General features: G+C 66.1%; 22 protein-coding genes, 1 tRNA gene and 1 pseudogene. 15 read left to right on the top strand and 9 right to left on the bottom strand.

Features of this window, described 5'->3' with window-relative positions; genetic code table 11:
* A partial coding sequence (locus tag L5G32_RS15780; protein ID WP_237012031.1) for a helix-turn-helix domain-containing protein occupies nucleotides 1–598 on the bottom strand: 598 nt, incomplete at its 3' end.
* 423 nt (nucleotides 599–1021) lie between these two features.
* On the opposite strand from L5G32_RS15780, the gene L5G32_RS15785 reads away from it, so the two are divergent.
* The 7 genes from L5G32_RS15785 to L5G32_RS15815 all read left to right on the top strand — a co-directional run bounded on the left by L5G32_RS15785 (nucleotide 1022) and on the right by L5G32_RS15815 (nucleotide 6979).
* Nucleotides 1022–1921: a ParA family protein gene (locus tag L5G32_RS15785; protein WP_237012032.1), complete on the top strand. Its 900-nt coding sequence runs from the start codon at nucleotides 1022–1024 to the stop codon at nucleotides 1919–1921.
* Complete coding sequence (locus L5G32_RS15790) at nucleotides 1918–2787, top strand: segregation and condensation protein A (protein WP_372491705.1); 870 nt, start codon at nucleotides 1918–1920, stop codon at nucleotides 2785–2787. The genes L5G32_RS15785 and L5G32_RS15790 overlap by 4 nt, the downstream gene beginning before the upstream one ends.
* Entirely contained in the window at nucleotides 2784–3497 is a 714-nt protein-coding gene (gene scpB, locus L5G32_RS15795) for an SMC-Scp complex subunit ScpB (RefSeq protein ID WP_372491706.1), read from the top strand. The genes L5G32_RS15790 and scpB overlap by 4 nt, the downstream gene beginning before the upstream one ends.
* Nucleotides 3498–3541: 44 nt before the next feature.
* Nucleotides 3542–4573 carry a pseudouridine synthase gene (locus L5G32_RS15800; RefSeq protein WP_237012033.1) on the top strand — a complete coding sequence of 344 codons (1032 nt, stop codon included), beginning with the start codon at nucleotides 3542–3544 and terminating at the stop codon, nucleotides 4571–4573.
* Nucleotides 4570–5274 (top strand): (d)CMP kinase, encoded by a 705-nt coding sequence (cmk, locus tag L5G32_RS15805; RefSeq protein ID WP_237012034.1) that lies wholly within the window; start codon nucleotides 4570–4572, stop codon nucleotides 5272–5274. Before L5G32_RS15800 ends, cmk begins: the two co-directional genes overlap by 4 nt.
* A complete protein-coding gene (gene der / locus L5G32_RS15810; RefSeq protein WP_237012035.1) occupies nucleotides 5271–6722 on the top strand; it encodes a ribosome biogenesis GTPase Der in 1452 nt (483 codons plus the stop codon). The genes cmk and der overlap by 4 nt, the downstream gene beginning before the upstream one ends.
* A gap of 183 nt (nucleotides 6723–6905) precedes the next feature.
* A tRNA-Pro gene (locus tag L5G32_RS15815) sits at nucleotides 6906–6979 on the top strand.
* 79 nt (nucleotides 6980–7058) lie between these two features.
* Here L5G32_RS15815 and msrA read toward each other — a convergent pair.
* The gene (msrA, locus tag L5G32_RS15820) at nucleotides 7059–7601 is read right to left on the bottom strand and encodes a peptide-methionine (S)-S-oxide reductase MsrA (RefSeq protein ID WP_237012036.1); all 543 of its coding nucleotides are present in this window, start codon (nucleotides 7599–7601) and stop codon (nucleotides 7059–7061) included.
* A gap of 130 nt (nucleotides 7602–7731) precedes the next feature.
* Between msrA and L5G32_RS15825 the strand changes: the two genes are divergently transcribed.
* Entirely contained in the window at nucleotides 7732–8151 is a 420-nt protein-coding gene (locus tag L5G32_RS15825; RefSeq protein WP_237012037.1) for a nitroreductase family deazaflavin-dependent oxidoreductase, read from the top strand.
* Nucleotides 8152–8182: 31 nt separating this feature from the next.
* Here the strand turns inward: L5G32_RS15825 and L5G32_RS15830 are convergent, their stop codons facing one another.
* Entirely contained in the window at nucleotides 8183–8683 is a 501-nt protein-coding gene (locus L5G32_RS15830; protein WP_237012038.1) for a methylated-DNA--[protein]-cysteine S-methyltransferase, read from the bottom strand.
* A gap of 118 nt (nucleotides 8684–8801) precedes the next feature.
* Between L5G32_RS15830 and L5G32_RS15835 the strand changes: the two genes are divergently transcribed.
* Entirely contained in the window at nucleotides 8802–10142 is a 1341-nt protein-coding gene (locus L5G32_RS15835) for a hydroxysqualene dehydroxylase (RefSeq protein WP_237012039.1), read from the top strand.
* On the opposite strand, the gene L5G32_RS15840 is transcribed toward L5G32_RS15835, so the two are convergent.
* Complete coding sequence (locus tag L5G32_RS15840; protein ID WP_237012040.1) at nucleotides 10129–12453, bottom strand: FUSC family protein; 2325 nt, start codon at nucleotides 12451–12453, stop codon at nucleotides 10129–10131. The genes L5G32_RS15835 and L5G32_RS15840 overlap by 14 nt on opposite strands.
* A gap of 91 nt (nucleotides 12454–12544) precedes the next feature.
* Between L5G32_RS15840 and L5G32_RS15845 the strand changes: the two genes are divergently transcribed.
* The gene (locus L5G32_RS15845) at nucleotides 12545–12988 is read left to right on the top strand and encodes a nitroreductase/quinone reductase family protein (protein WP_237012041.1); all 444 of its coding nucleotides are present in this window, start codon (nucleotides 12545–12547) and stop codon (nucleotides 12986–12988) included.
* A 22-nt stretch (nucleotides 12989–13010) separates the two neighbouring features.
* On the opposite strand, the gene L5G32_RS15850 is transcribed toward L5G32_RS15845, so the two are convergent.
* Nucleotides 13011–13547 (bottom strand): YdeI/OmpD-associated family protein, encoded by a 537-nt coding sequence (locus tag L5G32_RS15850; protein WP_237012042.1) that lies wholly within the window; start codon nucleotides 13545–13547, stop codon nucleotides 13011–13013.
* A gap of 124 nt (nucleotides 13548–13671) precedes the next feature.
* On the opposite strand from L5G32_RS15850, the gene L5G32_RS15855 reads away from it, so the two are divergent.
* Nucleotides 13672–14103: a CoA-binding protein gene (locus tag L5G32_RS15855; protein WP_237012043.1), complete on the top strand. Its 432-nt coding sequence runs from the start codon at nucleotides 13672–13674 to the stop codon at nucleotides 14101–14103.
* A 64-nt stretch (nucleotides 14104–14167) separates the two neighbouring features.
* On the opposite strand, the gene L5G32_RS15860 is transcribed toward L5G32_RS15855, so the two are convergent.
* Nucleotides 14168–15619: a cation:dicarboxylate symporter family transporter gene (locus tag L5G32_RS15860; protein ID WP_237012044.1), complete on the bottom strand. Its 1452-nt coding sequence runs from the start codon at nucleotides 15617–15619 to the stop codon at nucleotides 14168–14170.
* Between the two features lie 139 nt (nucleotides 15620–15758).
* Here L5G32_RS15860 and L5G32_RS15865 point away from each other — a divergent pair, with 139 nt between their 5' ends.
* Complete coding sequence (locus tag L5G32_RS15865; protein ID WP_308192054.1) at nucleotides 15759–17297, top strand: sensor histidine kinase; 1539 nt, start codon at nucleotides 15759–15761, stop codon at nucleotides 17295–17297.
* A complete protein-coding gene (locus L5G32_RS15870) occupies nucleotides 17297–17986 on the top strand; it encodes a response regulator (protein ID WP_237012046.1) in 690 nt (229 codons plus the stop codon). Before L5G32_RS15865 ends, L5G32_RS15870 begins: the two co-directional genes overlap by 1 nt.
* A gap of 100 nt (nucleotides 17987–18086) precedes the next feature.
* On the opposite strand, the gene L5G32_RS15875 is transcribed toward L5G32_RS15870, so the two are convergent.
* From L5G32_RS15875 to L5G32_RS15885, 3 genes and pseudogenes are all read right to left on the bottom strand, one after another.
* Nucleotides 18087–19091, bottom strand: a complete 1005-nt coding sequence (locus L5G32_RS15875) for a mechanosensitive ion channel family protein (protein ID WP_237012047.1) — start codon at nucleotides 19089–19091, stop codon at nucleotides 18087–18089.
* 218 nt (nucleotides 19092–19309) lie between these two features.
* Nucleotides 19310–20131, bottom strand: coding sequence for a class I SAM-dependent methyltransferase (locus L5G32_RS15880; protein WP_237012048.1), 822 nt, complete (start codon nucleotides 20129–20131; stop codon nucleotides 19310–19312).
* Nucleotides 20132–20153: 22 nt separating this feature from the next.
* Nucleotides 20154–21138: pseudogene (locus L5G32_RS15885) on the bottom strand (alpha/beta fold hydrolase).
* A 74-nt stretch (nucleotides 21139–21212) separates the two neighbouring features.
* Here L5G32_RS15885 and L5G32_RS15890 point away from each other — a divergent pair.
* Nucleotides 21213–21890 (top strand): nitroreductase family protein, encoded by a 678-nt coding sequence (locus tag L5G32_RS15890; protein ID WP_237012050.1) that lies wholly within the window; start codon nucleotides 21213–21215, stop codon nucleotides 21888–21890.
* A 21-nt stretch (nucleotides 21891–21911) separates the two neighbouring features.
* Entirely contained in the window at nucleotides 21912–23441 is a 1530-nt protein-coding gene (locus tag L5G32_RS15895) for an ATP-dependent DNA ligase (RefSeq protein ID WP_237012143.1), read from the top strand.
* Nucleotides 23442–23446 lie beyond the last annotated feature (5 nt).

Consider the following 23446-nt stretch of genomic DNA (forward strand, 5'->3'; position numbering starts at 1 on the left):
CATGATCGGCCTGATACGGCAGGTAGTGCCCGTTGACGCTGTGGTTACGGACTTCGCGGCTCACGGTCGATTTGTGTTTACCGATCGCCGTACCGATCCTGGCGTAGGACCAGTGGTGGATCAGGCCATCGGCGATCACCAGCCGATCGGCCAGGGTCAACAATCGGCTCGGAGAAGACAGCGTGCAGGGATTCACCTGCTCAGTGATAGCCGACTGCAATACCGCGATCTCGCGCGCCACCACACTCTCAGTCTCAGGAGCGGTGCCCGCCCCGCGATCCCACGGCGCCCGCTCGAGCACCCGCCACCGTCGATACGGGCGAGGTACCGCTGGGACGAGTCCGGCCTCCACCAGGATCCGGCGGGTCTTGGCCTGCGAGATCGCGGCCACCCGCGCGGCTTGTTTGATCGAGCCACGCACCAGATAGGCGGCGATCACCTCGTCGTCGGTCACTCTCGTGCGGGGCCCGTACCCGATCCCGGCCCGATACCCGGCCTCCTGCAGGAGCGCGTACACCTGCACCGACCCCGCTACTCCGACAAGGCTCGCGATCTCCGCGGCCGGGACACCCGCCCCGTACCACCGCACAGCCTTCACACACTGCTCAAAACGGTCCATCTCGAAACACCCTCACTGGTGAAGGCGTTGCAACGACCACTTGAATCCACCTCAGCGGTGACGAGGTCGGCTCGATCAGCGGTGACGAGGTCGGCTCGATCAGCGGGGACGAGGTCGGCTCGATTGGCGGGGACGAGGTCGGCTTGATCGGCGGGGACGACGCTGGCTTGATCGGCGGGTGACGACGCCGGCTCGATTAGCGGGGGACGAGGTCGGCTCGATCAGCGGGGGACTAGGTCCGCTCGATCAGTATGAGGGTGCTCGACCAGCGGAGACGTGGGCTCCGCCGACGGCGCGCCGACCACCTGGCGTCCCAGGTTCGTCGGACGCACTAGGATCGCTAGGGATACGTGTCGAGGAAGTGCGGAGATTTCTCTGTGCGCTGGAAGGAGCATCGGACAGGTGGAGCACAAAGCCGGTGCCAAGGGAAAGCAGGGCCAGTTGGACGTGCCCGCCGAGAAGCTCGGGCCCACCGGTCGTCCCTATCGCGACATCCCCGATCCCTTGCCGCGCGAGAAGCACGGCCCGGCCGTCATCATCGCGATGTGCAACCAGAAGGGGGGCGTCGGCAAGACGACGTCGACCATCAACCTCGGAGCAGCGCTCGCTGAAGCCGGTCGACGCGTACTCCTCGTGGACCTCGACCCACAGGGTGCGCTGTCGGCCGGCCTCGGTGTCCCGCACCACGAACTCGATCTCACCGTGCACAACCTGCTCGTCGCGCCGTACGCGTCGACCGACGAGGTCTTGATGCGTACCCGCGTCGACGGCGTCGACATCCTGCCGTCGAACATCGACCTGTCGGCTGCCGAGATCCAGTTGGTCAGCGAGGTCGGACGTGAGCAAGCGCTTGCGCGTGCCCTGCACCCGGTGGCCGATCGGTACGACTACATCTTGGTGGACTGCCAACCGTCTCTCGGGTTGCTCACCGTCAACGCGCTGGCGTGCGCCGACAATGTCCTCATTCCGATGGAGTGCGAGTACTTCAGTCTCCGTGGACTGGCGCTGCTCACCGACACCATCGACAAAGTGCACGACCGGCTCAACCCGCGACTGGAACTCGGCGGCATCCTCGTCACCATGTACGACCAACGCACCCTCCATTCCCGCGACGTGATGGCGCGCGTCGTCGAGGTATTCGGTGACTCCGTGTTCGACACCGTGATCAACCGCACCGTCCGATTCCCGGAGACGTCGGTCGCCGGTGAGCCGATCACCACGTGGGCGCCCAAATCGACGGGCGCGACCGCCTACCGGGATCTGGCGCGAGAAGTGATCGCGCACAACGAACCTCGCGAATGACCGAGCCTGCCGCCGTCGCCTCCGACGTCGACCCGACCGATATGGAGTTCGTCGGGGACGCCGTGGAGGAGGCCGCTGCAGACGGCAGATTCCAGGTGAAGCTGGCCAACTTCACCGGGCCGTTCGACCTGCTGCTCAATCTGATCAGCCAGCGGCGCATGGACGTCACCGAAGTCGCTCTGCACATCGTGACGGACGACTTCATCGCGTACACGAAGAACCTCGGGGCCGAAGCCGATCTCGAACAGACGACCGAGTTCCTCGTCATCGCCGCGACGCTTCTCGATCTCAAAGCGGCACGTCTGCTGCCGTCCGGCGAGGTCGAGGACCCCGAGGACCTCGCCCTCCTCGAAGCGCGCGACCTGCTGTTCGCACGACTGCTGCAGTATCGGGCGTACAAACAGGTTGCGGTACTCTTCGCCGAGCTCGAAGCCGCTGCGCTGCAACGGTATCCGCGTTCCGTGGCGCTGGACGAGCAGTTCACCGACCTGCTCCCCGAAGTGCAGATCGGTGTCAACGCCGGACGATTCGCGGAGATCGCCGCCGCGGCCCTGGCACCCAAGCCGGTGCCGACCGTCGGTCTGGACCACCTGCACGGATCCGCCGTATCAGTTCCGGAGCAGGCCCGCCGGCTCTCCGAACTGCTCGTGGCCGCCGATGGGGAGATGCTGACATTCTCCGAACTCGTCGCCGAATGCGCGAACGGTCTCGAAGTCGTGGCTCGATTCCTCGGTCTGCTCGAGCTGTATCGAGAGCGAGCGGTGGCCTTCGACCAGCCCGAAGCGTTGGGTGAGTTGAAAGTCGGTTGGACCGGCAGTCGTGACACCGACGACATCGATATAGACACGACGGAAGACTACGGATGACAGAAGACGGATCACCGATGGCCGACGAGCCGATGAGCGCAGACGCCGACGACACCGCCGAGATCCTCGACGACGTCACCTTGCGCGCAGCGTTGGAGGCCGTGTTGCTCGTCGTCGACACCCCGGTGACGGTCGACGAACTCGCGAGCGCCGTGGACGACGAACCGGATCGTGTCGGTGCGATGGTTCGGACCATGAGCGCCGAACTCGCCGCAGCACGCAGCGGCATAGATCTGCGGTACGCGGGCGACGGCTGGCGCTTCTACACACGCGCGGATTATGCGCCCTACGTGGAACGACTCCTCCTCGACGGCACGCGGAGCAAGCTGACCCGCGCCGCGCTCGAGACACTCGCCGTGGTCGCATACCGGCAACCCGTGACACGTGCCCGAGTGAGTGCGATCCGCGGCGTCAACGTCGACGGCGTGGTCCGTACCCTCGTCGCCCGCGGTCTGCTCACCGAGGTCGGCAACGACCCGCAGACCAACGGCACCCTGTACGCGACGAGCGAACTGTTCCTCGAACGGCTCGGCCTGGCATCGCTGTCGGAACTTCCCGACATCGCGCCGCTGCTGCCCGACGTCGACGTCATCGACGACCTCGGCGACGAACTGCTCGACGATCCACGATTCGCCAAACTGGGTGCTCAGGCGGCACAATCGAGTGTTGACGCCTCTACTGAGGCTCTCGCGCAGGCCGACGAAGAGTAACCCGCGCGCACAACTGCACAACACCACAGACTGAAGGATTCAGCATGGCATCCGCTAGCCGAGACGGCAGACCGGGACGAGACGACAAGGGCCGCGGCGGGCGCAAGCCTGCAGGCAAGGGTACTGGTAAGCCCAAGAGTCCAGGTCAGCCGAAGGGCGCAGGTAAGCCGAGAGGCGCAAGCGCCGCTAAACGTGGTGCTCCGGCCCAGGGCCAGGGCACCCGCAAGACGCACCGCAAGGGTTCGCGTCCGAGCGTGGAGAAGGGTCAGGCGCGTCTCAACAACTCGCGCCCGGCGCGCCACCAGGTGCCGGTCGTCGAGGGCGACGGCGCGACCTACGTGTCCGACGGCATGCGCCTGCAGAAGGTGTTGGCCGCAGCAGGCGTCGCATCCCGTCGTGGAGCCGAAGAACTGATCGCCGCAGGCCGTGTCGAGGTCGACGGCGAGATCGTGGTCGAGCAGGGCCTGCGCATCGATCCGAACTCCGCGATCATCAAGGTCGACGGCGCACGCGTCGTCATCGACGAGACCAAACAGTACTTAGCGTTGAACAAGCCGAAGGGCTGGCAGTCGACGATGAGCGACGATTACGGTCGTCCCTGCATCGGAGACCTCGTCGCCGAGCGTGTCATGGCCGGTCAGCGGTTGTTTCACGTCGGCCGTCTCGACGCCGAGACCGAGGGGCTGATCCTGCTCACCAACGACGGTGAGCTCGCGCATCGTCTGATGCATCCGTCGTTCGAGGTCCCCAAGACGTACTTGGCGACGCTGCGCGGCGAAGTGGGCCGTGGCCTCGGTCGTCGTCTGCGCGACGGTGTCGACCTCGACGACGGTCCGGTGTCGGTCGATTCATATGCGCAGCTGGAACTTCATCAAGGGGAGTCGTTGGTTCGGCTCACCCTGCACGAGGGCCGCAAGCATGTCGTCCGCCGCATGATGGAGGCCGTCGGGCACCCGGTGATCCGACTGGTGCGCACCGACATCGGCGCCGTCCATCTCGGCATGCAGCGTCCCGGCAGCCTGCGAGCGCTCGACGGCAAGGAGATCGGCGCGCTCTACAAGGCGGTGGGAATGTGAGTGGCGAATCAGCCGACTCCGGGACCACCCCCGTCGTCGCGATCGACGGTCCGGCAGGCACCGGAAAGTCGAGCGTCGCTCGACTTCTCGCCGACCGCGTCGGCGCGCACTACCTCGACACCGGCGCCATGTACCGAGCTGCGACGCTCGCCGTCCTTCGAGCGGACGTCGCACCCGACTCCGTCGAGGTCGCGTCTGTTGTGGCCGCGACCGACATCCGACTGTCCGTCGACGGGGACGGCGCGACCGTCGTCACCTTGGACGGAGACGACGTGTCCGCGCAGATCCGCACCGACGACGTGACCAGTTCGGTATCGGCAGTCTCGGCCAATGCTGAGGTGCGGGTCCGCCTCGTCGACCTGCAGCGCACGCACGCCGATCGGACACTGCTCGTGGTGGAAGGCCGTGACATCGGGACCGTCGTGTTTCCGGCTGCGGCACTGAAGATATATCTGACGGCGACGCCGGAAGCGCGCGCCGAGCGTCGACACCGGCAGAACGTCGCGGCGGGCCGGGAGAGCATCCTCGACGAGGTGCTCGACAACGTGAATCGCCGCGACCATCTGGACTCGACGCGAGAGGCGTCGCCGCTGCGTCCCGCAGACGACGCCGTCCACGTCGACACCAGCGACATGACATTGGATCAGGTTCTCGACACTCTCACCGAGTTGGTCGAGACACGGATCGGAGGACAGCCGTGACCGAAGAATTCTCAGACGACATCGGATTCGGCGACGCCGAACTCACGGCGGGCGACGGAACCTGGAGCAGCGAAGACGACTTCGACCTGGACGACTTCCTGACCGACGAGGAGATCGGCGAGGCTCCGGCCCTGCCGGTCGTCGCGGTGGTCGGACGACCCAACGTCGGCAAGTCGACGCTCGTCAACCGCATCCTCGGACGACGCGAGGCCGTCGTCGAGGACGTCCCCGGCGTGACCCGCGACCGCGTCTCCTACAAGGCCGAGTGGACCGGGCACCCGTTCATGGTGACCGACACCGGCGGCTGGGAACCGGACGCCAAGGGGATGGGCAAGTCCATCGCAGTGCAGGCCGAGTTGGCGATGCGCTCGGCGGACATGATCGTCCTGGTCGTCGACGCCACCGTTGGTGCTACATCGGCCGACGAAGCCGTCTCGCGGCTCTTGCGCCGGGCGACGGTGCCCGTGCTGCTGGCCGCCAACAAGGTCGACAGCGAGCGCGCCGAAGCCGACGCAGCAGTCCTGTGGTCGTTGGGCCTGGGGGAGCCGCACACGATCTCGGCGGCACACGGACGCGGTACCGCGGACCTGCTCGACCTGATCGTGGAGAACCTGCCGGAGAAGCCGCGTGAGCGCTTCCTTCTCGGCGGTCCTCGCCGTGTGGCGTTGGTCGGCAAGCCGAACGTCGGCAAGAGCTCGCTTCTGAACAAGCTCGCGGGCGAAGAGCGTTCGGTCGTCGACAACGTCGCGGGCACCACGGTCGACCCGGTCGACGAGTTGATCGAACTCGGCGGCAAACCGTGGCAGTTCGTCGACACCGCAGGCCTGCGGCGCAAGGTCCGCACCGCGACCGGACACGAGTACTACGCGTCGCTGCGTACGCGCGCGGCGCTGGAAGCGGCCGAGGTCGCGCTGCTGCTGATCGACGCGAGCGAACCGATCACTGAACAGGATCTCCGGGTGCTGTCGATGATCGTCGACTCCGGTCGCGCGCTGGTGATCGTATTCAACAAGTGGGATCTCGTGGACGAAGATCGCCGTGAGGTGCTCGACAAGGAGATCGATCGCGAGCTCGCTCGTGTGCCATGGGCGCGTCGCGTGAACATCTCAGCGCAGACCGGCCGCAGCGTCCAGAAACTGGTGCCTGCGCTCGAAGGCGCGCTCGAGTCATGGGATCGCCGCGTCGCGACCGGCCCGTTGAACTCGTGGCTCAAAGAGATCATCGCGGCCACGCCGCCGCCGGTCCGCGGTGGTCGTCAGCCGCGCATCAAGTTCGCGACGCAGGCCGCTACGCGTCCGCCGACGTTCGTTCTGTTCACGACGGGCTTCCTGGAGGCGGGTTACCGACGCTTCGTGGAGCGCAAGCTGCGCGAGAGCTTCGGCTTCGACGGCTCGCCGGTCCGCGTCAACGTCCGCGTGCGCGACAAGCGCGAGCTGCGCAAGAAGTAGGCGGTTCGGCAACTGGCTGGTCGAGCGAGACCGTGGATCTCGACTCCGCTCGATCAGCAGAGGTTGCTCGATCACAGCGCCGCTCGATCAACAGAGCTCGCCGAAAACCATCTACGACCACCCGATTCGTCTCCGCGGACCATCGTCGGATAAGGTAAATCTCGCTTCGCCAGTCGAAGCGAACGGGCTGTGGCGCAGCTTGGTAGCGCACTTCACTGGGGGTGAAGGGGTCGCAGGTTCAAATCCTGTCAGCCCGACCGTTCAAACGCAGAAGGAGCGGTTTCCGAGAGACTCGGGGACCGCTCCTTCTGCGTTAGTCAGCCGTGCGCCAGGCTGTCACTTCTCGGATCGCTTCGGGAGGATCCAGTCGGCCCGCGGGAAGTGGCAGGTGTAGCCGTTCGGGTAGTTGATCAGGTAGTCCTGATGCTCGGGTTCAGCCTCCCAGAACGGGCCCGCGTCCTCGATCGCCGTGGCCGCCTCGCCGGGCCACAGCCCCGAGGCGTCTACGTCGGCGATCGTGTCGCGTGCGACCTCTTCCTGTTCGGGGGTGAGGGGAAAGATCGCCGACCGGTAACTGGTCCCGGTGTCGTTGCCCTGACGGTTCATCGTCGTCGGATCGTGGATCTGGAAGAAGAACGCGAGGATGTCCCGGTACGTCGTCTGTGTCGGATCGAAGACGATCTCCACGGCCTCGGCGTGACCGGGATGGTTGCGGTAAGTGGCGAAGTCGTTGTCGCCGCCGGTATATCCGACGCGCGTCGCGAGGACTCCGCGTTCGCGGCGGATGAGATCCTCCATGCCCCAGAAGCATCCGCCTGCAAGGACCGCGGTCTCGGTTCCGGGTTCCTGGGTGACCGTGCCGTCGATTCCACTTGTCATGGTCGTGTCCTCTCGTGTCGGTGGGGGTTCTTGAGGTGTAACGCGTCGATGGCCGGATTTGGTCCCGAAGGCCGGAAGTGACGCGGCTCGCACGTGGAATAGGACGCACCGACTCGTCGTTGAGCCGGGCATGAGTAATGCAGAGTTGAGCCCGACCGACTGGGTACGTTCGCAGACCGAGACCATCCTCGAGACCGGCACCACCGAAGGGATCTTCGTGGAGGGCAGTCCGATCGTCCTGTTCACGACGACCGGAGCCAAGTCGGGCAAGAAGCGTTACACACCGCTGATGCGCGTGGAAGAGGACGGAAAATACCTCATGGTCGCGTCGAAGGGCGGTGCCCCGGAGCATCCGTCCTGGTACTTCAACGTCAAGGCCCACCCACAGGTCACTGTGCAGGACGGCGAGACGGTCAGGGAGCTGACCGCACGTGAGATCGACGGCGACGAGTACGCGCACTGGTGGAAGCTCGCCGTCGCCGCCTACCCGTCGTACGCCGAGTACCAGAAGAAGACCGATCGTCGGATTCCCGCATTCGTCCTCGAATGATCGGGCGGGACTCCTTCGGAGGGCATCGCGCCTAGAACAGTCGCATCGCGACGTCCGCGGACGGCTCCTCGAGGTCGAGGAGTATCCGTTTGCGGTCGAGGCCGCCGCCGAAACCGGTGAGTGTGCCGTCCGCGCCGACGACGCGATGACAAGGGAGGACGACGGCGATCGGGTTGCGTCCCACGGACTGTCCGACTCGTTGGGCCAGCCTGCGGTCGCCGAGTCGGCCGGCGAGATCGCCGTACGTGATGGTGGTCCCGTACGGGATGTCGGCGAGCGCGTGCCAGGCGGCGGTGTCGAACTCGTTGCCGTCGGTGTGCAGCGGCAGGTCGAAGCGAGTGCGGGTCCCGGCGAAGTACTCGAGCAGTTGCGCTCGCGCCGTGCCGAGTACCCGATCGTCGGCGTCGCACCTCGGTCCGCACTCGGACGAGGGCACGGTATGGCCGGCGAAGACGACACGCGTCAACGCTTCGTCGTCGGCGATCAGCAGTAGATCGTCGACGGGGCTGGGGACGACGTCGTATCGACGCATCGTCGGGTTCCTCTCGTGCGCGACTGCTCTCCAGCATTCCACGGGACCGGGGCACTCCGTCGAACCATTGATCCCGAATGTCACATAACTGTACTTACGATGCTCTACTCTTGCCGCCATGGACTGTGTAGTCGTAGGCGGGGGACTGGCCGGATTGGCGTCCGCGGTGTGGCTGACCGAGGCCGGTCATCGGGTGACGCTGTTGGAGCGGAGGGGATCGCTCGGCGGCCGAACCATCTCGATGCCTCTGGCCGCGGTCGACGATGTTCCGGACAACGGTCAGCACGTGTTCGCGAGCGGCTACCGAGACCTCATGCGCTACCTCGACAGCGTCGGAACGCGGGGACACGTCGAGTTTCCCGGACACATGACGGTCCGTGAACCGGGCGGCGCGACGCGAACACAGGCATTCGGTGGAGTCACCGGTCTGCGGACCGCGTTCGGCGATCTGCCGGGAGTCACCGGATTCGATCGGGTCCGCACGATGCTCGCGCAAGGACGGCTGGTCCGCCACGTTCTGGCGAGACCGGCCTGGCTCGACGAGGTGACCGCCGACGAGTGGTTCCGCCGCATCAAGATGCCGCAGTCGGCGCGCGACGCGCTGTGGGACGGCATCGTCATCGGACTGACGGGCGACAAGACCGAGATCTCGTCGGCCCGAGTGCCCGCGGACCTCCTGAGGACCGGTATTCGGCGTGCCATCGAACAGCGAACCGCGGTCTCCATCGGCTACCCGACGGTCGACCTCGACACACTGTTCGTCGACGGGGCCGAGAAGTTCTTCGCGAATCACGGCGTCGAGGGCCGCAACCGAGCCGTCGTAGCCTCGGTCGACGTCGCTGACGGCGCCGTGACGGGGGTGACTCTCACAGACGGCGAACACGTCGCGGCCGCCGCGGTGATCTGCGCGGTCCCGGTCTGGAACATCACGGGGTTGCTCGACAACGTTCCGGGGCATGAGGCGATCTACGCTGCGGCGAAGCAATTGACGCCGGTGCCGATAGTCAGCGTCAACCTCTACCTGGATCGGGACATCGGGATGGTCGACTGGGGTGAGATCCTGTACGGCGGCGAAGGCGTCCTGGAGCAGGTATGGGACCGTCAGCGGATGCATGGTCGCGACCCGAAGGACAACTACTTCTATTCGACGACGGTGTCGGCAGCGTACGACCTGGTGGGAATGTCCAATGACGAGATCGTCGACATGCAGATGACGATGTTGCGCCGCTATTTCCCGGACACTGCGGACGCGCGTGTGGTCCACGCCCATGTGGTGCGGATGCCGAAGTCGACGTTCGCTCAGCGTCCGGGCAGTGCGGGAATCCGACCCGACCAGCGGACGGCGGTCCACGGTCTCGCGCTCGCCGGTGACTGGACGCGCACCGACTGGACCACCACGATGGAGGGTGCCGCCCAGAGTGCGGCTCGCGCAGTCGACGTGGTTCTCAGCGATCGGTGACTGCTGTGTCGACGGCGTGCACGTCGATATCTGCCGACTTCGCCAGCGCGGCGGTCGCGCCGTCGATCAACTGGAGGTCACGAAGGACCAATTGGCGTGGCGTCAACCGCCCGTGGTCGTCCAATTCGGTGGCCACTCGCTCGAACAGGGAGGCCGACCGCGTGTAGACCCGAGTGGATCGGTGCTCGGCGAGAGCCTCGACGAGTTCGGTGATCGAGGCGGCCATCGCAGCGGTCGCATCGTCGAGTCGGGCGCCCTCTGGGCCGTCGATCGCGGTGCACCATTGCGCATCGGCGACGAGATCGCGCGCGTACGAGTGCGCTGCGTTGGCGGCAGCCCACCACTGTTGGTTGACGCCGCCGAACGTCCCAGGCACCCGAAGCATCGCGCGACTCGGCGACGTCGCCGACTCCAAGGCCTGAAAAGCGACGTCCAGGTCGCGCGACACCGCTTCGAGACGGTGCCCGCCCTCGCCGTCACGGACGCCTCGGACGGTATCGGTGACCAGGGCCGACAGTGCGGTGAGAAACTCGCGAGTCGCGACCCGGACCACCCGGCTCGTGCGCAGCGGAAGCACGAAGATCACCGTGGCGACGGCCGCGGCTGCGCCGACGAGCGTCTCGAGCACTCGCATCTCCAACAGCTCTGCGGAGAACTCAGCGAGCTGCACGTACAACTGCGCAACGAGGATCGTGATGGACATGGCGAAGAACGCGTAGCTGATCCGCATCAGATAGATGCCGAGGAACAGCGATACGAGGATCACCGCGATCGACAGCGGGACGTCTCTGCCGACGATCTCGGCGAGAAGTGCGCCGACGACGACGCCGAGAATCGTGCCGATGACGCGGAACGCGCCCTTACGGACCTGTTCTGCGGCGTTGTTGGCGCCCATGAACGTGACGAACGTCGCGAGCACCGCCCAGTAGAAGCGGTCGGCCGAGATCAGCGATCCCGCAACCACAGAGATCGCCGCCGCCACCGTCATCTGGATGCCCGCACGGACCGAAGGATCCAGACGAGCGGCCACCGACTGGCCGGTCTTCTCCCTCGATGCGGTAGCGCTCACCGCTGACGATCCGGGCAGCCATCCGCCGACGAGTGAGACCGACGCCGCGAACCTGTCTTGTTCGGGTACGTCGTGCGACCGGACACGGTCGAGGTACGGCTCGAACCGCTGCCGGTTGATCGCAGCCAAGACCTGCGCATAGGCGATCACAGACGTCGCGAAGCGGTGCAGGACGAGGAGAGTGCCGTCGTCGATCTGCGCACTCGTATCGTCTTGGCGTAACAGTTCGCGGAGGGCGCGCCCGATCCGGTCGACGGGTTCGGGCGCCCGTTGCACGACAGCGACCATCGCGTCGCGGACGAGGGTCCGCACTGAGTCGGGGGTGTCGGCGACAGCGATCGCGCGCGCGAAACGGGAGGCGTTCGCGAGTGCCAGTTCGGCAGCGAAGACGTGCTGGTGGAGTTCGGCGGCCGTCGTCCCGACGGGAAGCCGCGGATTCTCCGCGAGCTGGGCGTCGATCATCAACGCCGACTCGTTCAATCGGACGAGCTTCTCATGCCTGCGGCGTCGGCTCCGCTCAGAGTCGGGGTGGTCGAGCACCTCGACAGTCGCCGCGGCGACGGCGTCGGCTCGCCCGAGGAATGACGACCTCAGGCGTTGCACTGCCGACCAGCGGCTCGGATAGGACAGAACGAGCTGCGCGGCGATCGCGACGGCCCCGCCGATCGCCAGCTCGGCCGCTATCCATCCGACGCCGCTGACATCGGTGAGGTGACCAAGAAAGAACCCCAGAAAGTTGCCCATGAACAGGCCTTGGCCGATGACGAATCCCCACGCGCCGAACCGCCGGAGGAACCCGGCGCCGCCGAGCGCTACGATCATGACCGCCAAGGCGACGACTTTGACGTCTTGGAGAGCGAGCCCGGCGACGACGCCGATGAACATGGCGCAGGGCAGAAGGGCGAGTCCGAGTAGTCCGTCCCGGACGCGTGTGAACATCGGGCCCGCGAAGCTCGACACCATGACGACCATCGCGCCGGCCATCATGCCCATGACTCCGGCGGCCCGGTTCTCGGCGGCCACGGCAGCTGAGTCGCCCGACACCATCAACGGATGCGCGAACTGGACGAAGAGCCACTCGACACCGATGACGGCGGCTACCGACACAACGGTCTGCACCGCGAGGCGAAGTCGAGTGAGACCGGGATCAGACGCCACGAACCGGTTGAACCACTCGTTGACCGTCTGGCGGGTGCGTCCCGCCGTCGTCGTCGATCGGGTGACAGCGAGAGAGTGAGACATACGGCTCTCAGGATACGCCGCCGACAGGCTCGTACAGGTGCGTGTGACGGCACGTATCGACAAACCGGTATCACCGGAGCACGATCGACCCATGACATTCTCTGACGTGACGGCGTCCGCGGGCGCGTGGGTCCTCGAAAACGGTCATCGGGCGCTGTTGACGGTGACCGGTGGCCGTTTCCCGAAGAAGCTGCTCGGTATGCAGACGATCGAGCTGCACACCGTCGGGCGGACGTCTGGTCTACGCCGTTCGACGATGCTGACCGCACCGATCTTCGAGCACGACCGCATCGTCGTCATCGCCTCCAAGGGCGGGCACTCCGACAACCCCGACTGGTACAAGAACCTGTCCGCGACTCCCGACGTCGAGGTGACCGTCGACGAGTCGACTGCGGCGTGGACCGCGCACACGGCGAACGCCCAGGAGAAAGCGGAATTGTGGCCTGTCGCCGTCAAGGCGAATCCGGGCTACGACGGATACCAGAGCAAGACAGACCGCGATATCCCTGTCGTGGTTTTGACACCGCGCGACTGAACCGGGGCGCCCGGCTACGCGGTCAGCGAGCGCCGATCAGGACACCGCTCTTGGCGACGTTCGGGTCGGTGCACGACGAGAGGTCGAAACAGCAGGGGCGACGCTTTCCGTCACGTAGTTTCGAGATGCCGACTCCGATGCGTTTGGTCCGCGTCGACGGGTTCTTCGTCGCCTGCACCCACCGGACCCATTCCCACCGGGCCATCGGGGTGATCGCATTCCACAGTTCGGCAGTGTCCGGGGCGTCGTCCAGCGCCGACTGCAGATCGTCGGGAACCACCGGCTCTGGCCACTGTTCGGCAGGCGTGATCGTCGTCGACACGACAGTGTCCGGGCCGCCGAGTTCCGTGGTCAGCGCTTCTCCCAGGCGGATCCAATGACCGCGGTTTCCGTCGGGTTCGACAACCGTGTCGTACGGGTGGCCGCCGATGCTGCCGGTGACCGCGACCTGTCCGCGTGACGGCAGTTCTGCACTGGCGTCGGCAGGCAAGCGCAGGATGGTCCGGTCGTTGACCTGTTCGATCGGTGCGTCGAACGTTATCGGTCCCTTGTCTGGCATCGGTTTCTCCTGTGTGTGGGCGACGGCTGTCGGTATGCGGCGTTGTCAGGACGCGGCCACGTCCAGGATATGCCTCTCGCACGAGTGCGGGTCTAGGTGAAACTGTCGGTCCTACTGTGGAGGGATGACTCCCACAGACGACGTCGTCGAACACATTCTGAACTCCTACGACACCATCACCGTGGTCGGGGCGAGCGCGAACCCGGAGAAGGCCGCGAACGAGGTGCCCACGTACATGAAGGACGCGGGCTGGCGGATCGTCCCGGTGAACCCGTATGCCGACGAGATCGTGGGGGAGACCGTGTACCGCTCGCTCGCCGACGTCCCCGAGCAGATCGGACTCGTCGACGTCTTCCGGCCGTCCGCCGACGCTGCCGAGGTCGCCCGCCAGGCGGTGGCCGCAGGTGCGACGGCGCTGTGGCTCCAACTGGGGATAGTCAGCGACGAAGCGCGTCAGATCGCCGAGGACGCAGGGCTGCTGTACGTCGAGGACCGCTGCCTGATCATCGAACAGCGGCGGACCGGGATCCGCGGGCCGGGTTCGTTCGCGCCGTGAGCGACCGCTGCGCCCGTCCCATTCGGTGGGTCGGGCGCAGCGGGAGTGTCCGGATGGGCATCTGTCAGATGCGCGCCGGTTCCAGTTCGTGTGCTGGCTCCGACTCCATCGACCGCTGTTCGGGCCGGTGCTTCGTCAGAACGACTGACTCCTCCGTGACGGTGGCCGCGCCCGAAGTCGCCTCCGACGGTTCGTCGTCGTCGACCATCGACGACTCGTCGAACGGATCCTCGCCGTCGAGGACTCGCCGAGTGATCGACGCATCGATCGTCTTGGTCCAGGTGCCGATCAGTATCGTCGCGATCGCATTGCCGGAGAAGTTCGTGAGCGCCCGGGCCTCCGACATGAACCGGTCGATGCCGACGATCACGCCGACGCCGTCCAACAGGTCCGGGCGGTGACTCTGGAGTCCGCCCGCGAGCGTGGCCAGACCGGCGCCGGTGACGCCCGCGGCGCCCTTCGACGCGATCATCATGAACAGGAGCAAGGAGAACTGCTCGCCGTAGTTCAGCGGTGCGCCCATCGCGTCGGCGACGAACAACGAGGCCATCGTCAGATAGATCGCGGTGCCGTCCAGGTTGAACGAGTATCCGGTGGGAACGACGATGCCGACCGTCGACTTCTGCACACCAGCGTGCTCCATCTTCGCGATCAGCCGCGGCAGGGCTGCTTCGCTCGACGACGTCGCGACGATCAACAGGTACTCGCGCGCCAGGTAGCGGGCGAGCTTGAACACCGACAGGTGCGCGACAAGACGCAGCAGCGTGCCGAGGACAACGAATACGAAGAGGAAGCACGTCACGTAGAACCCGAGCATCAACAGCCCGAGTTGCTTCACCGCGTCGAATCCAGTCGAGCCGACGACTGCGGCGATGGCTCCGAATGCACCGATCGGAGCCACCCACAAGATCATGACGAGCACTCGGAACACCAGTTTCTGGATCAGTCCGATTCCCCGCAGGATCGGCTCTCCCGGGCCGCCGATGGCCTGCAGAGCGAATCCGACGAGCAGTGCGATGAACAGAGTCTGCAGCACGCTGCCCGAGGTGAGCGCGGACAGCATCGAGTCAGGGACGATGCTGCTGACGAAGTCCCACGTACCGCCGCCTTCGTGCGCCTGCTCGGCGTACTCGGCGCCCGAACCCGCGGTCACGTGGAGGCCGGTGCCGGGCTTGAGGATGTTGCCCACAAGGATGCCGATGCCCAACGCGAACGTCGACATCACGACGAAGTAGCCGAGGGCCAGTCCGCCGATCCGGCCGACACTCGCCGCTTTCCGTACTGAACCGATGCCGAGCACGATGGTGCAGAAGATCACCGGTGAGATCATCATCTTGATGAGGTTCACGAAGATCTCGCCGAGCGGTTTGAGGTCCTTGCCGATCTCCGGCCACACCATGCCGACCACGACGCCCGCGATCACGGCCACGATCACGGCGATGTACAGGAAGTGTGTACGGTCGCGTTTACGTTTTGGCGCCGCAGATCGGGGCGCGGTGTCAGTCGGTGTTCTCACAGGAGGTCTCCTTCGACTCTCGTACGGCGATAACGAAAATCATGGGTGACCATGTGATGGGGGACACTCTTGTGTTCATTCTTTACACGGCGAGGTCAGATCGATGAACAGTGCGAGGCGGGTGCGATGGCGGCCTGCCGTGTCTACCCGAGTGTTCTTCTCGCAGGTGACGCTGCTGCTGGTCGTAGCCGTCGTCGGAGCGGTCGCAGTCGTCTGGCAGGAACGCGATCGGACTGACGACGATGCCCGTGAACGCACCACGGCGGTCGCGGTCGTGCTCGCAAAGACGCCGTCGACGGCCACCGCGCTGCGGTCCCCGGACCCGACCGCACTCCTGCTGCCGGTGACGGATGCCGTCGCGGAGGCTTCGGGGATGGACTTCATCGTCGTTATGCGGCCCGACCGCACGCGGTACACGCATTCTGATCGCTCCCGGATCGGTGGCGAGTTCACCGGAACCGTCGACCGAGCATTGCGCGGCGAGACGTTCACCGAGGTCTTCACCGGAACGCTTGGGCCGTCGATCCGTGCTGTGACGCCGGTATACGACGAGAACGGAACGCTCGTCGGTCTCGTCTCGGCAGGCGTCACTCGGGCCCGGCTCGCCGACCAAGTCCGTCGTGTCGTGCCGGTGGTAGTGAGCGTCGTGCTCATCGGGCTGGCGGTGGCGGTCGGTGTCTCGCTGCTCATCGAGCGGCGGCTGCGTCGGCAGACACTCGGCCTGACACCCGACGAGTTGCGGGCGCTGTACGAGCATCATGACGCGGTATTGCACGCACTGGCCGAAGGCATGATCGTGTTCGACGCGGAGTCCCGTGACGGACCAGCGGCCGTTGTGAACGACGAGGCTCGCCGTCTACTGTCGCTACCGGCGGGTCCGATCATGCGGAGCGATCTGCCGGTCTCGCTTCGCGGCGACGACGATCTGGCCGACGAGGTGCACATCAGCGGCAGTCGGGTGCTCGTCGCCAACCGCCAACCCGTCGAGGTCGGGTCACGACGGCTCGGCACGGTTCTCACCCTCCGCGACCGGACCGAACTGCAAGAGATGCTGGGCGAGCTCGATGCAGTGCGGTCACTGGCCAATGCGTTGAGCGCGCAGGCTCACGAGCACGCGAACCGCATGCACTCGGTGGTCACGATGATCGAACTCGGCAGGCGCGACGACGCCGTGAACTTCGCCACGCAGCAACTCACCTCCTCGCAGGGGATCGTCGACCAGTTGTCGTCGGCGGCCGACCCGGCGGTCACCGCGCTGCTCGTCGCGAAGATCGCCGACGCGGCCGCGGCGGGCGTCGAAGTCACCGTCGCGGAGGGCGCCGATCTCGTCGGTGGTCCGATCACGCCGTCCGAATCCCTCACTGCGGTCGGTAATCTCGTCGACAACGCCGTGGACGCCGCCGGTTCCGGCGGCTGGGTCGAAGTGGACGGCGGGATCAGCGAAGGAGCGTGGTCGTTACGTGTCCTCGACAGCGGTCCCGGCATGAGCGATGCGGAGTTCACTCGCGCATGCGGTCGGGGATACTCCACCAAATTCGCGGACGACCGCGACCACGGGCGAGGGCTGGGACTGGCGCTGCTGAGCCAATTGGCGAGGCGACGCGGCGGTACCCTGACCGTGCACCGGAATCCGTCGACCGTCGAGCTGATCCTCCCGCTCGGCTCGGAAGGAGACTGATGGGGATCGGAGTCCTGATCGTCGAGGACGAGCCACGGATCGCAGCCGCGCACGCCGAATACGTGCGGCGAATCGACGGATTCGACGTATTGACGACGGTCGGCACGGGCGCTGCGGCGATCGACGCGGTCCGCCGCGCCGCTCGAGGCCCTTCGCCGATCGACCTGCTGCTGGTGGACGTCGGTCTTCCCGACATGAGCGGTGTGGACGTCGCGGGTGTGGTCGCCGAGATGACGCCCCGCCCCGACGTGATCATGGTGACGTCGGCACGCGACGTCGACACCGTCCGGACCTCCGTTGCGCGCGGTGCGCTGTTGTATCTGATCAAGCCGTTCACGTTCGCAGCGTTCGCGGCCAAGCTCGAGCACTATCGTGAGTACCGACGAATGCTCGGTGGTGCAGAGGCCGGACAGTCACAGGTCGATGCGGCGCTCGCGGCCCTTCGCGAGCCGGTCGGCGGACCTGCGACGCCGAAGGGGATCTCGGCGTCGACGCTCGAATTGATCACCGCGACCCTGCGCGGGGCACCGGAACCGTTGAGTGCCAATGAGATCGCAACACGGACCGGCGTGTCCCGGGTGACGGCGTGGCGGTACCTGGAACGGCTGTCCGACGACCGTGTCTGTCGGCGCGTGCCGGAATACGGTGGTCGAGGACGGCCGGAGAACAAGTACCTCTGGGTGAACTGAACGCCGAGCTGCCGGTGGTGCATGCTTCGGACATGGACGAGGGCGACGCTCCGTGGAGCGTCGCCCTCGTTGACGCACGTGCGTCACATCGCCAATGCCGTCAGTCCCTGTTCTCCGGGTGCGGGTTGTCCGGGTATTGGGGCGGCTGGTACGGCTCCTGCTGGGGGTAGCCGCTGCCGTACTGTCCCGGCTCCGGCGTGTACTGGCCCGGATACTGGGGAGCCTGCGGTTGGGGAGCAGTCGGGTTCTGGCCGGTCTGGTGCTGACCGGTGTACGGCTGCTGCGGTGTCTGCGGCATCTGCTGCGTGTACGCGGTCGGTGGCTGCTGCGAGTACGCCTGCTGTTGCGGAGCAGCCGCCTGTTGGTGTGATTGTGCGGCGTGGTTGCCCCGCGAGGAGGCAGCGGCCCGCTCTGCGCGCTCGGCCCGTCGTGCGGGGATCTCTTCGGAGACCTTGTCGAGGGCGGTCTCCCAGCGCGACTGCATCGGCTTGACCAGGCCGCCGCCGACACCGACGACGATGACGCCGCCGAGGGTCGCGAGAACGGCGATCAGGACCGGTATGGTGACGGTCGTCGCGACGCCGATCTGGTTGAGGGCTGCGATGATTCCCGCGCCCCAGATGAAGACGGAGGCGACAGTCGCGATCAACGGACCGTAGGACGCGCCGCCGAGTGCGCCGCGAATGAGATCACTGACCGCGTGCGCGATCGCTGCGACGATCACGATGATGATAATCGCGATGAACAGCTTCGGGAGCCACGATACGAATCGGGTCAGAAGATCGCTGATCGGATTAGGTCCGAATACGCCGATCGCCAATTGGAGGGCAATCAGGAGAATCGCGTAATAGACGACCTTCGCGAGAAGTGAACCTGCATCGTAATCGCTCTTGGCGAGAATCTTCGACAGTCCACTGCGCTCGGTCAACCTATCGAATCCCACTTTGCGGAGAATCGTGGTGACGAGCTTGGCGAGGACCTTCGCGATGATCCAGCCGATCACCAGGATCACCAGGAATGCAACGAGCTTGGGTACGAAGTTTGCGATCGACGACCAGGCGTCGGATATGCCGGCGCCGTAGTCGATCGCCACGGTGGTGGCCATTACAGTTCTCCCTCCATGTCGGGCGCAGAGAGCGCCGGACTCATGTCGACCGTATGGCGTCAGTAACGCAATTGCAGGCCTAGTGCGACATCAATGCAGGGGAGTGGTGCGCGAAAAGCGCAATGAGGTGCGAAAAAGGCGTCGATAACAATTCGATAATCCACATAGAGAACAAATGCCGCGACATCACCGATTTCCGTGCGATGTGGACCGCGGATTTACCGTTCGACGGTCGTCGTAGGTTTGACGGCGATGATCTCGATCGCCGCGAGGTTGTCGCGGTACTTCAGGAAAACCGAACGCATGCCGAGGATCCGTACCCGGGCCGCGCGATTGCGGATCACGTTGCTGACGAAACGCACCGTCCGCAGAACGCCTTCGTCGGCGATCACGCGACGCGGTTCCAGGAGTGCCATCGGTGCGAATCGCACTTGTTCGACGGTGAACCCAGCGTCAGTCATGACCGTGCGCCATTCGTCCTCGGTGAGCGGGCGGGCATTGACCTTGATCGATCGGGCCAGAGCCTTGCGGATCTCGGTCTTCTGGTCGTCTGCGAGTGTGTCGGGGTTCAGGGACAACTCGTGGATCGCGTACCGGCCACCGGGACGCAGCACGCGGAACGCCTCGGCCGCGATCTCGGCCTTGTGGCGGTCGGTCTGCATCGTGAGCATGGCTTCGCCGATCGCGGCGTCCACGGACTCCGACTCGAGTCCGGTGGCCGACGCGTCGCCCTCGACGACGCGGCCGCGATCCCCGACGACCTTCTCGGTGAGAGTGGCTGCGTCGCCGTCGGATTCGACTCCCACGTAACTGCGAGGGCCGTGAGAGAGGATCGCACCGGCGGTCTTCCCGAGCCCGGGCGCGATCTCGAGGACGTCGGCGCCTGAAAGGTCAGCGTCGTCGAGCATCTGCTCGGTCATGCCGCGACCGCCCGGGCGCAGCACGCGTTTGCCGAGTCGCGCGAGCAGCCAATGCCCGGGCACGTCCTCGACCTTCCTATTCGCGAGAGGGAGGTCGTTCGGGGACGGATCGACGCTCATGGAGTGCTCCTTATGTTTAGGCTTACCTAATACTAGAATAGGGGCTCCGCATACGGTCGATCAGGGCCATCCGGACATCGGGCGTCGGGACGAAAGGCTCATTCGGCGGCGAAATGCTCCGTCAACTCGCCGACGATCTGCTCCCACAACGGTTCGGGCAGGTCGTGCGCCATGCCGTCGATCATGACCAGACGTGCGTCGGGAACTGATCGTGCGACGGCGCGTGCCCCCGACGGTCGCATCAACTTGTCGTGGGTGCCGTGCAGCACCAGAGTGCGAGCCGTGATCCTCTCGTCGTGCGAGCTGAGCGAACCGGAAGCGAGAATCGCCGCGAACTGTCGAACCACGCCCACCGGGTAATAGCAGCGGTCGAAGTACTCGACGGCGTTCTGGCGCGACTGGTCGAGTGTCGGCGGGTACACGGGTGAGCCGATCGTGCGCCCGATGCCCATCGTGTGCTCGACGATCTCGTCCCGGCCGGAGCCCTTCGGCGGCGGCGACAGCAGCGCAAGGAGCTGTCGCGGACCGGGCGGCGGCAGCAATGCGCGATTGTTACTCGACATCACGACGGTCGCCGACAAGACTCGGTCTGGATGATCGGCCGCCAGGACCTGCGCGACCATTCCGCCCATCGACGCGCCGACGATGTGCGCGCGATCGACCCCGAGGTGATCGAGGACCCGCATCGCGTCCTCGGCGAGGTCTGTCAAGGTGTACGGCGCACCCTTCGCGGGCCGGCCGAGAAAGAACTGAACCAATTTGATCGGAAGCGGCGGACCGTCCACGCGCGCACCGTCGAACTTTCCGGAGAGTCCGCTGTCGCGGTTGTCGAACCGGATCACCCGGTAGCCGGCCGCCGCGATCTTCTCGCAGAAGTCGGAACGCCAGTAGACCATCTGCGCGCCCAGCCCCATCACGAGGAGTACGGCGGGATTGTCGGGGTCGCCGAACTCGTCGTAGAAGAGATCGACGTCCCCGCCCGTGATGATGCCTTCATGCGTAGTCATACAGACATGATCGCGGACTGGGCATGGTCGCCGAACGGGTGGGATCATGGCCCAACCGGTGGGATCATGAACGCATGGAGTACGACCAGGTCATCCGGACGACGTTCGCGGCCCGTGAGTTCACCGACGATCCGGTGACCGATGAGGCCTTGTACGAGGTTCTCGACACCGCGCGCTTCGCGCCGAGCGGCGGGAACCGCCAAGGAGCCCACATCACGATCGTGCGGGACGCCGATGTGAAGCGCCAGATCGCCGAACTGAGCAGACCCGGCGCGCGGCGATACCTCGCGCAGCGAGCCGCGGGGGAGATGCCTTGGAACACAGTGGATCCGACGACTCTCACCGAGAAGGAGATCGCAGCGGCCCGAGGTGTGGGCGCATTCGTCGCTCCGCTCGCCGGCGCGCCCGTGCTCCTGGTGGTCTCCATCGATCTCGCCGTCGTCGCCTCTACTGACAAAGACCTCGACCGCGTCGGAGTCGTCAGCGGTGGATCGATCTACCCGCTGGCGTGGAACATCCTGACCGCCGCGCGTTCGCGTGGCCTCGGCGGAACCTTCACGACCATGGCGACCGCCGAGGAACCCGCAGTCCGGGAACTCCTGAAGATTCCGTCGGGGCACGCAGTCGCTGCAGTGATCCCGCTCGGACGACCTGTTCGACAGCTGACGCGCCTGCGCCGGAACGCCGTCGAGGAGTTCGTCACTCGCGACGTCTACGACGGTGCGCCGTTCACGCTCGCGCCCGAGCGGTGAGCGCGGATGACACGCGCGTCGATGCTTCTCGCCGACTTGGTGGCGGCCGCCGCCGAGGTCTCCTCGACGAGGTCACGAGCCGCGAAGACGCGCACCCTCGCCGAGGTCCTCTCGCTGCTGCGCCCTGACGAGGTCCCCGCGGCCGTCGGGGTGATCCTCGGACGGCCGCGACAGGGTCGCCTGGGCATCGGCTGGCGGACCCTCGCGAACCTCGCCACCGATCCCGCACCCACCGCGACTCTGCGCGTCCGGGACGTCGACGAGGCGTTCAGTGAACTGTCGACCGGTCGAGGCTCGGGATCGGCAGCTCGTCGCTCGGCGACCCTCACCGGACTGATGAGTCGCGCGAGCGCCGAGGAGCAGAACTATCTCGTTCGGGTGATGACCGGTGAGATGAGGACCGGCGCGCTCGAAGGGGTCCTCGTCGACGCCGTCGCCCACGCGGCCGAACTCGACAAGAACACGGTGCGTCGCGCCGTCATGCTCTCGGGCGACCTCGGGGCCACGGCCCGTGCAGCGCTCGAGGGCGACGACCTGACTCTCGTCGACCTCACCCCGGGCGTGCCGGTCCAGCCGATGCTGGCCGGGACCGCCCCGTCACCGGGCGAGGCCGTCTCGACGACCGGCGCGGCATCGGTCGAGTACAAGCTCGACGGGGCCCGGCTACAAGTACATCGTGTGGGAGGCCAGGTGAGCGTCTACACGCGAAGCCTGGCCGACATCACCGACCGGGTTCCCGAAGTCGTCGACGTGGTCGCCGCGTTCGGCGGCGGGGACCTCGTCCTCGACGGCGAGATGCTCGCCGTCGACGAGGCAGGCGCCGCCCGACCGTTCCAGGACACGATGCGCAGCCTCGGACGCGACGGTTCCCGAACGCTCGCAGTCTGGTTCTTCGACATCCTGTACGGGGCGGGCCGCTCCCGAATCGAGGAACCACTCGCCGAACGGCGGACAGTGCTCCGGAATGTCGCAGGCGACCACGCGATTCCGGGAAGGCTCGTCGCCGCCGACGACCCGGATGGCGCGCAGGCGGTGCTAGACGAAGCGCTGGCGGCCGGCCACGAAGGGATCGTCGTCAAAGCCCTCGACTCGCCCTATTCAGCGGGGCGACGAGGTTCGCACTGGATCAAGGTGAAACCCGTCTACACCTACGACCTCGTCGTGCTCGCCGTCGAGGACGGGTCGGGACGTCGGTCGGGACAGCTCTCGAACATCCACCTCGGTGCGCGCGACCCCGACGGGCAGTTCGGGCCCGCCGGCGGCTTCGTGATGGTGGGCAAGACATTCAAAGGGCTCACCGACGACACTCTGAGATGGCAGACCGACTACTTTCCGACGATCGCGGACCGACGCGAGGGGCACGTTCTGCACGTGCGGCCCGAGACCGTCGTGGAAGTCGCGGTCGACGGGGTCCAACGATCCACGCGATATCCGGGTGGCGCAGCGCTCCGGTTCGCGCGGGTCAAGCGGTACCGCACCGGTATCGATGCGAAGCCCGCGCAGGAGGCGGACACCATCGCATCGATCCGCAATCGCCTGCCGCGGCTCTGACACGC

It is taken from the genome of Gordonia zhenghanii (genome assembly GCF_021738965.1).
Classification (GTDB): Bacteria; Actinomycetota; Actinomycetes; order Mycobacteriales; family Mycobacteriaceae; genus Gordonia; species Gordonia zhenghanii.

Bases quoted from the DNA above. Each gene is read 5' to 3' on its own strand.
- L5G32_RS15790 (WP_372491705.1), top strand. From the start codon at position 1,918: ATGACCGAGCCTGCCGCCGTCGCCTCCGACGTCGACCCGACCGATATG.
- scpB (WP_372491706.1), top strand. From the start codon at position 2,784: ATGACAGAAGACGGATCACCGATGGCCGACGAGCCGATGAGCGCAGAC.
- L5G32_RS15800 (WP_237012033.1), top strand. From the start codon at position 3,542: ATGGCATCCGCTAGCCGAGACGGCAGACCGGGACGAGACGACAAGGGC.
- msrA (WP_237012036.1), bottom strand. From the start codon at position 7,601: ATGACAAGTGGAATCGACGGCACGGTCACCCAGGAACCCGGAACCGAG.
- L5G32_RS15825 (WP_237012037.1), top strand. From the start codon at position 7,732: ATGAGTAATGCAGAGTTGAGCCCGACCGACTGGGTACGTTCGCAGACC.
- L5G32_RS15830 (WP_237012038.1), bottom strand. From the start codon at position 8,683: ATGCGTCGATACGACGTCGTCCCCAGCCCCGTCGACGATCTACTGCTG.
- L5G32_RS15835 (WP_237012039.1), top strand. From the start codon at position 8,802: ATGGACTGTGTAGTCGTAGGCGGGGGACTGGCCGGATTGGCGTCCGCG.
- L5G32_RS15840 (WP_237012040.1), bottom strand. From the start codon at position 12,453: ATGTCTCACTCTCTCGCTGTCACCCGATCGACGACGACGGCGGGACGC.
- L5G32_RS15845 (WP_237012041.1), top strand. From the start codon at position 12,545: ATGACATTCTCTGACGTGACGGCGTCCGCGGGCGCGTGGGTCCTCGAA.
- L5G32_RS15850 (WP_237012042.1), bottom strand. From the start codon at position 13,547: ATGCCAGACAAGGGACCGATAACGTTCGACGCACCGATCGAACAGGTC.
- L5G32_RS15855 (WP_237012043.1), top strand. From the start codon at position 13,672: ATGACTCCCACAGACGACGTCGTCGAACACATTCTGAACTCCTACGAC.
- L5G32_RS15870 (WP_237012046.1), top strand. From the start codon at position 17,297: ATGGGGATCGGAGTCCTGATCGTCGAGGACGAGCCACGGATCGCAGCC.
- L5G32_RS15875 (WP_237012047.1), bottom strand. From the start codon at position 19,091: ATGGCCACCACCGTGGCGATCGACTACGGCGCCGGCATATCCGACGCC.
- L5G32_RS15880 (WP_237012048.1), bottom strand. From the start codon at position 20,131: ATGAGCGTCGATCCGTCCCCGAACGACCTCCCTCTCGCGAATAGGAAG.
- L5G32_RS15890 (WP_237012050.1), top strand. From the start codon at position 21,213: ATGGAGTACGACCAGGTCATCCGGACGACGTTCGCGGCCCGTGAGTTC.
- L5G32_RS15895 (WP_237012143.1), top strand. From the start codon at position 21,912: ATGCTTCTCGCCGACTTGGTGGCGGCCGCCGCCGAGGTCTCCTCGACG.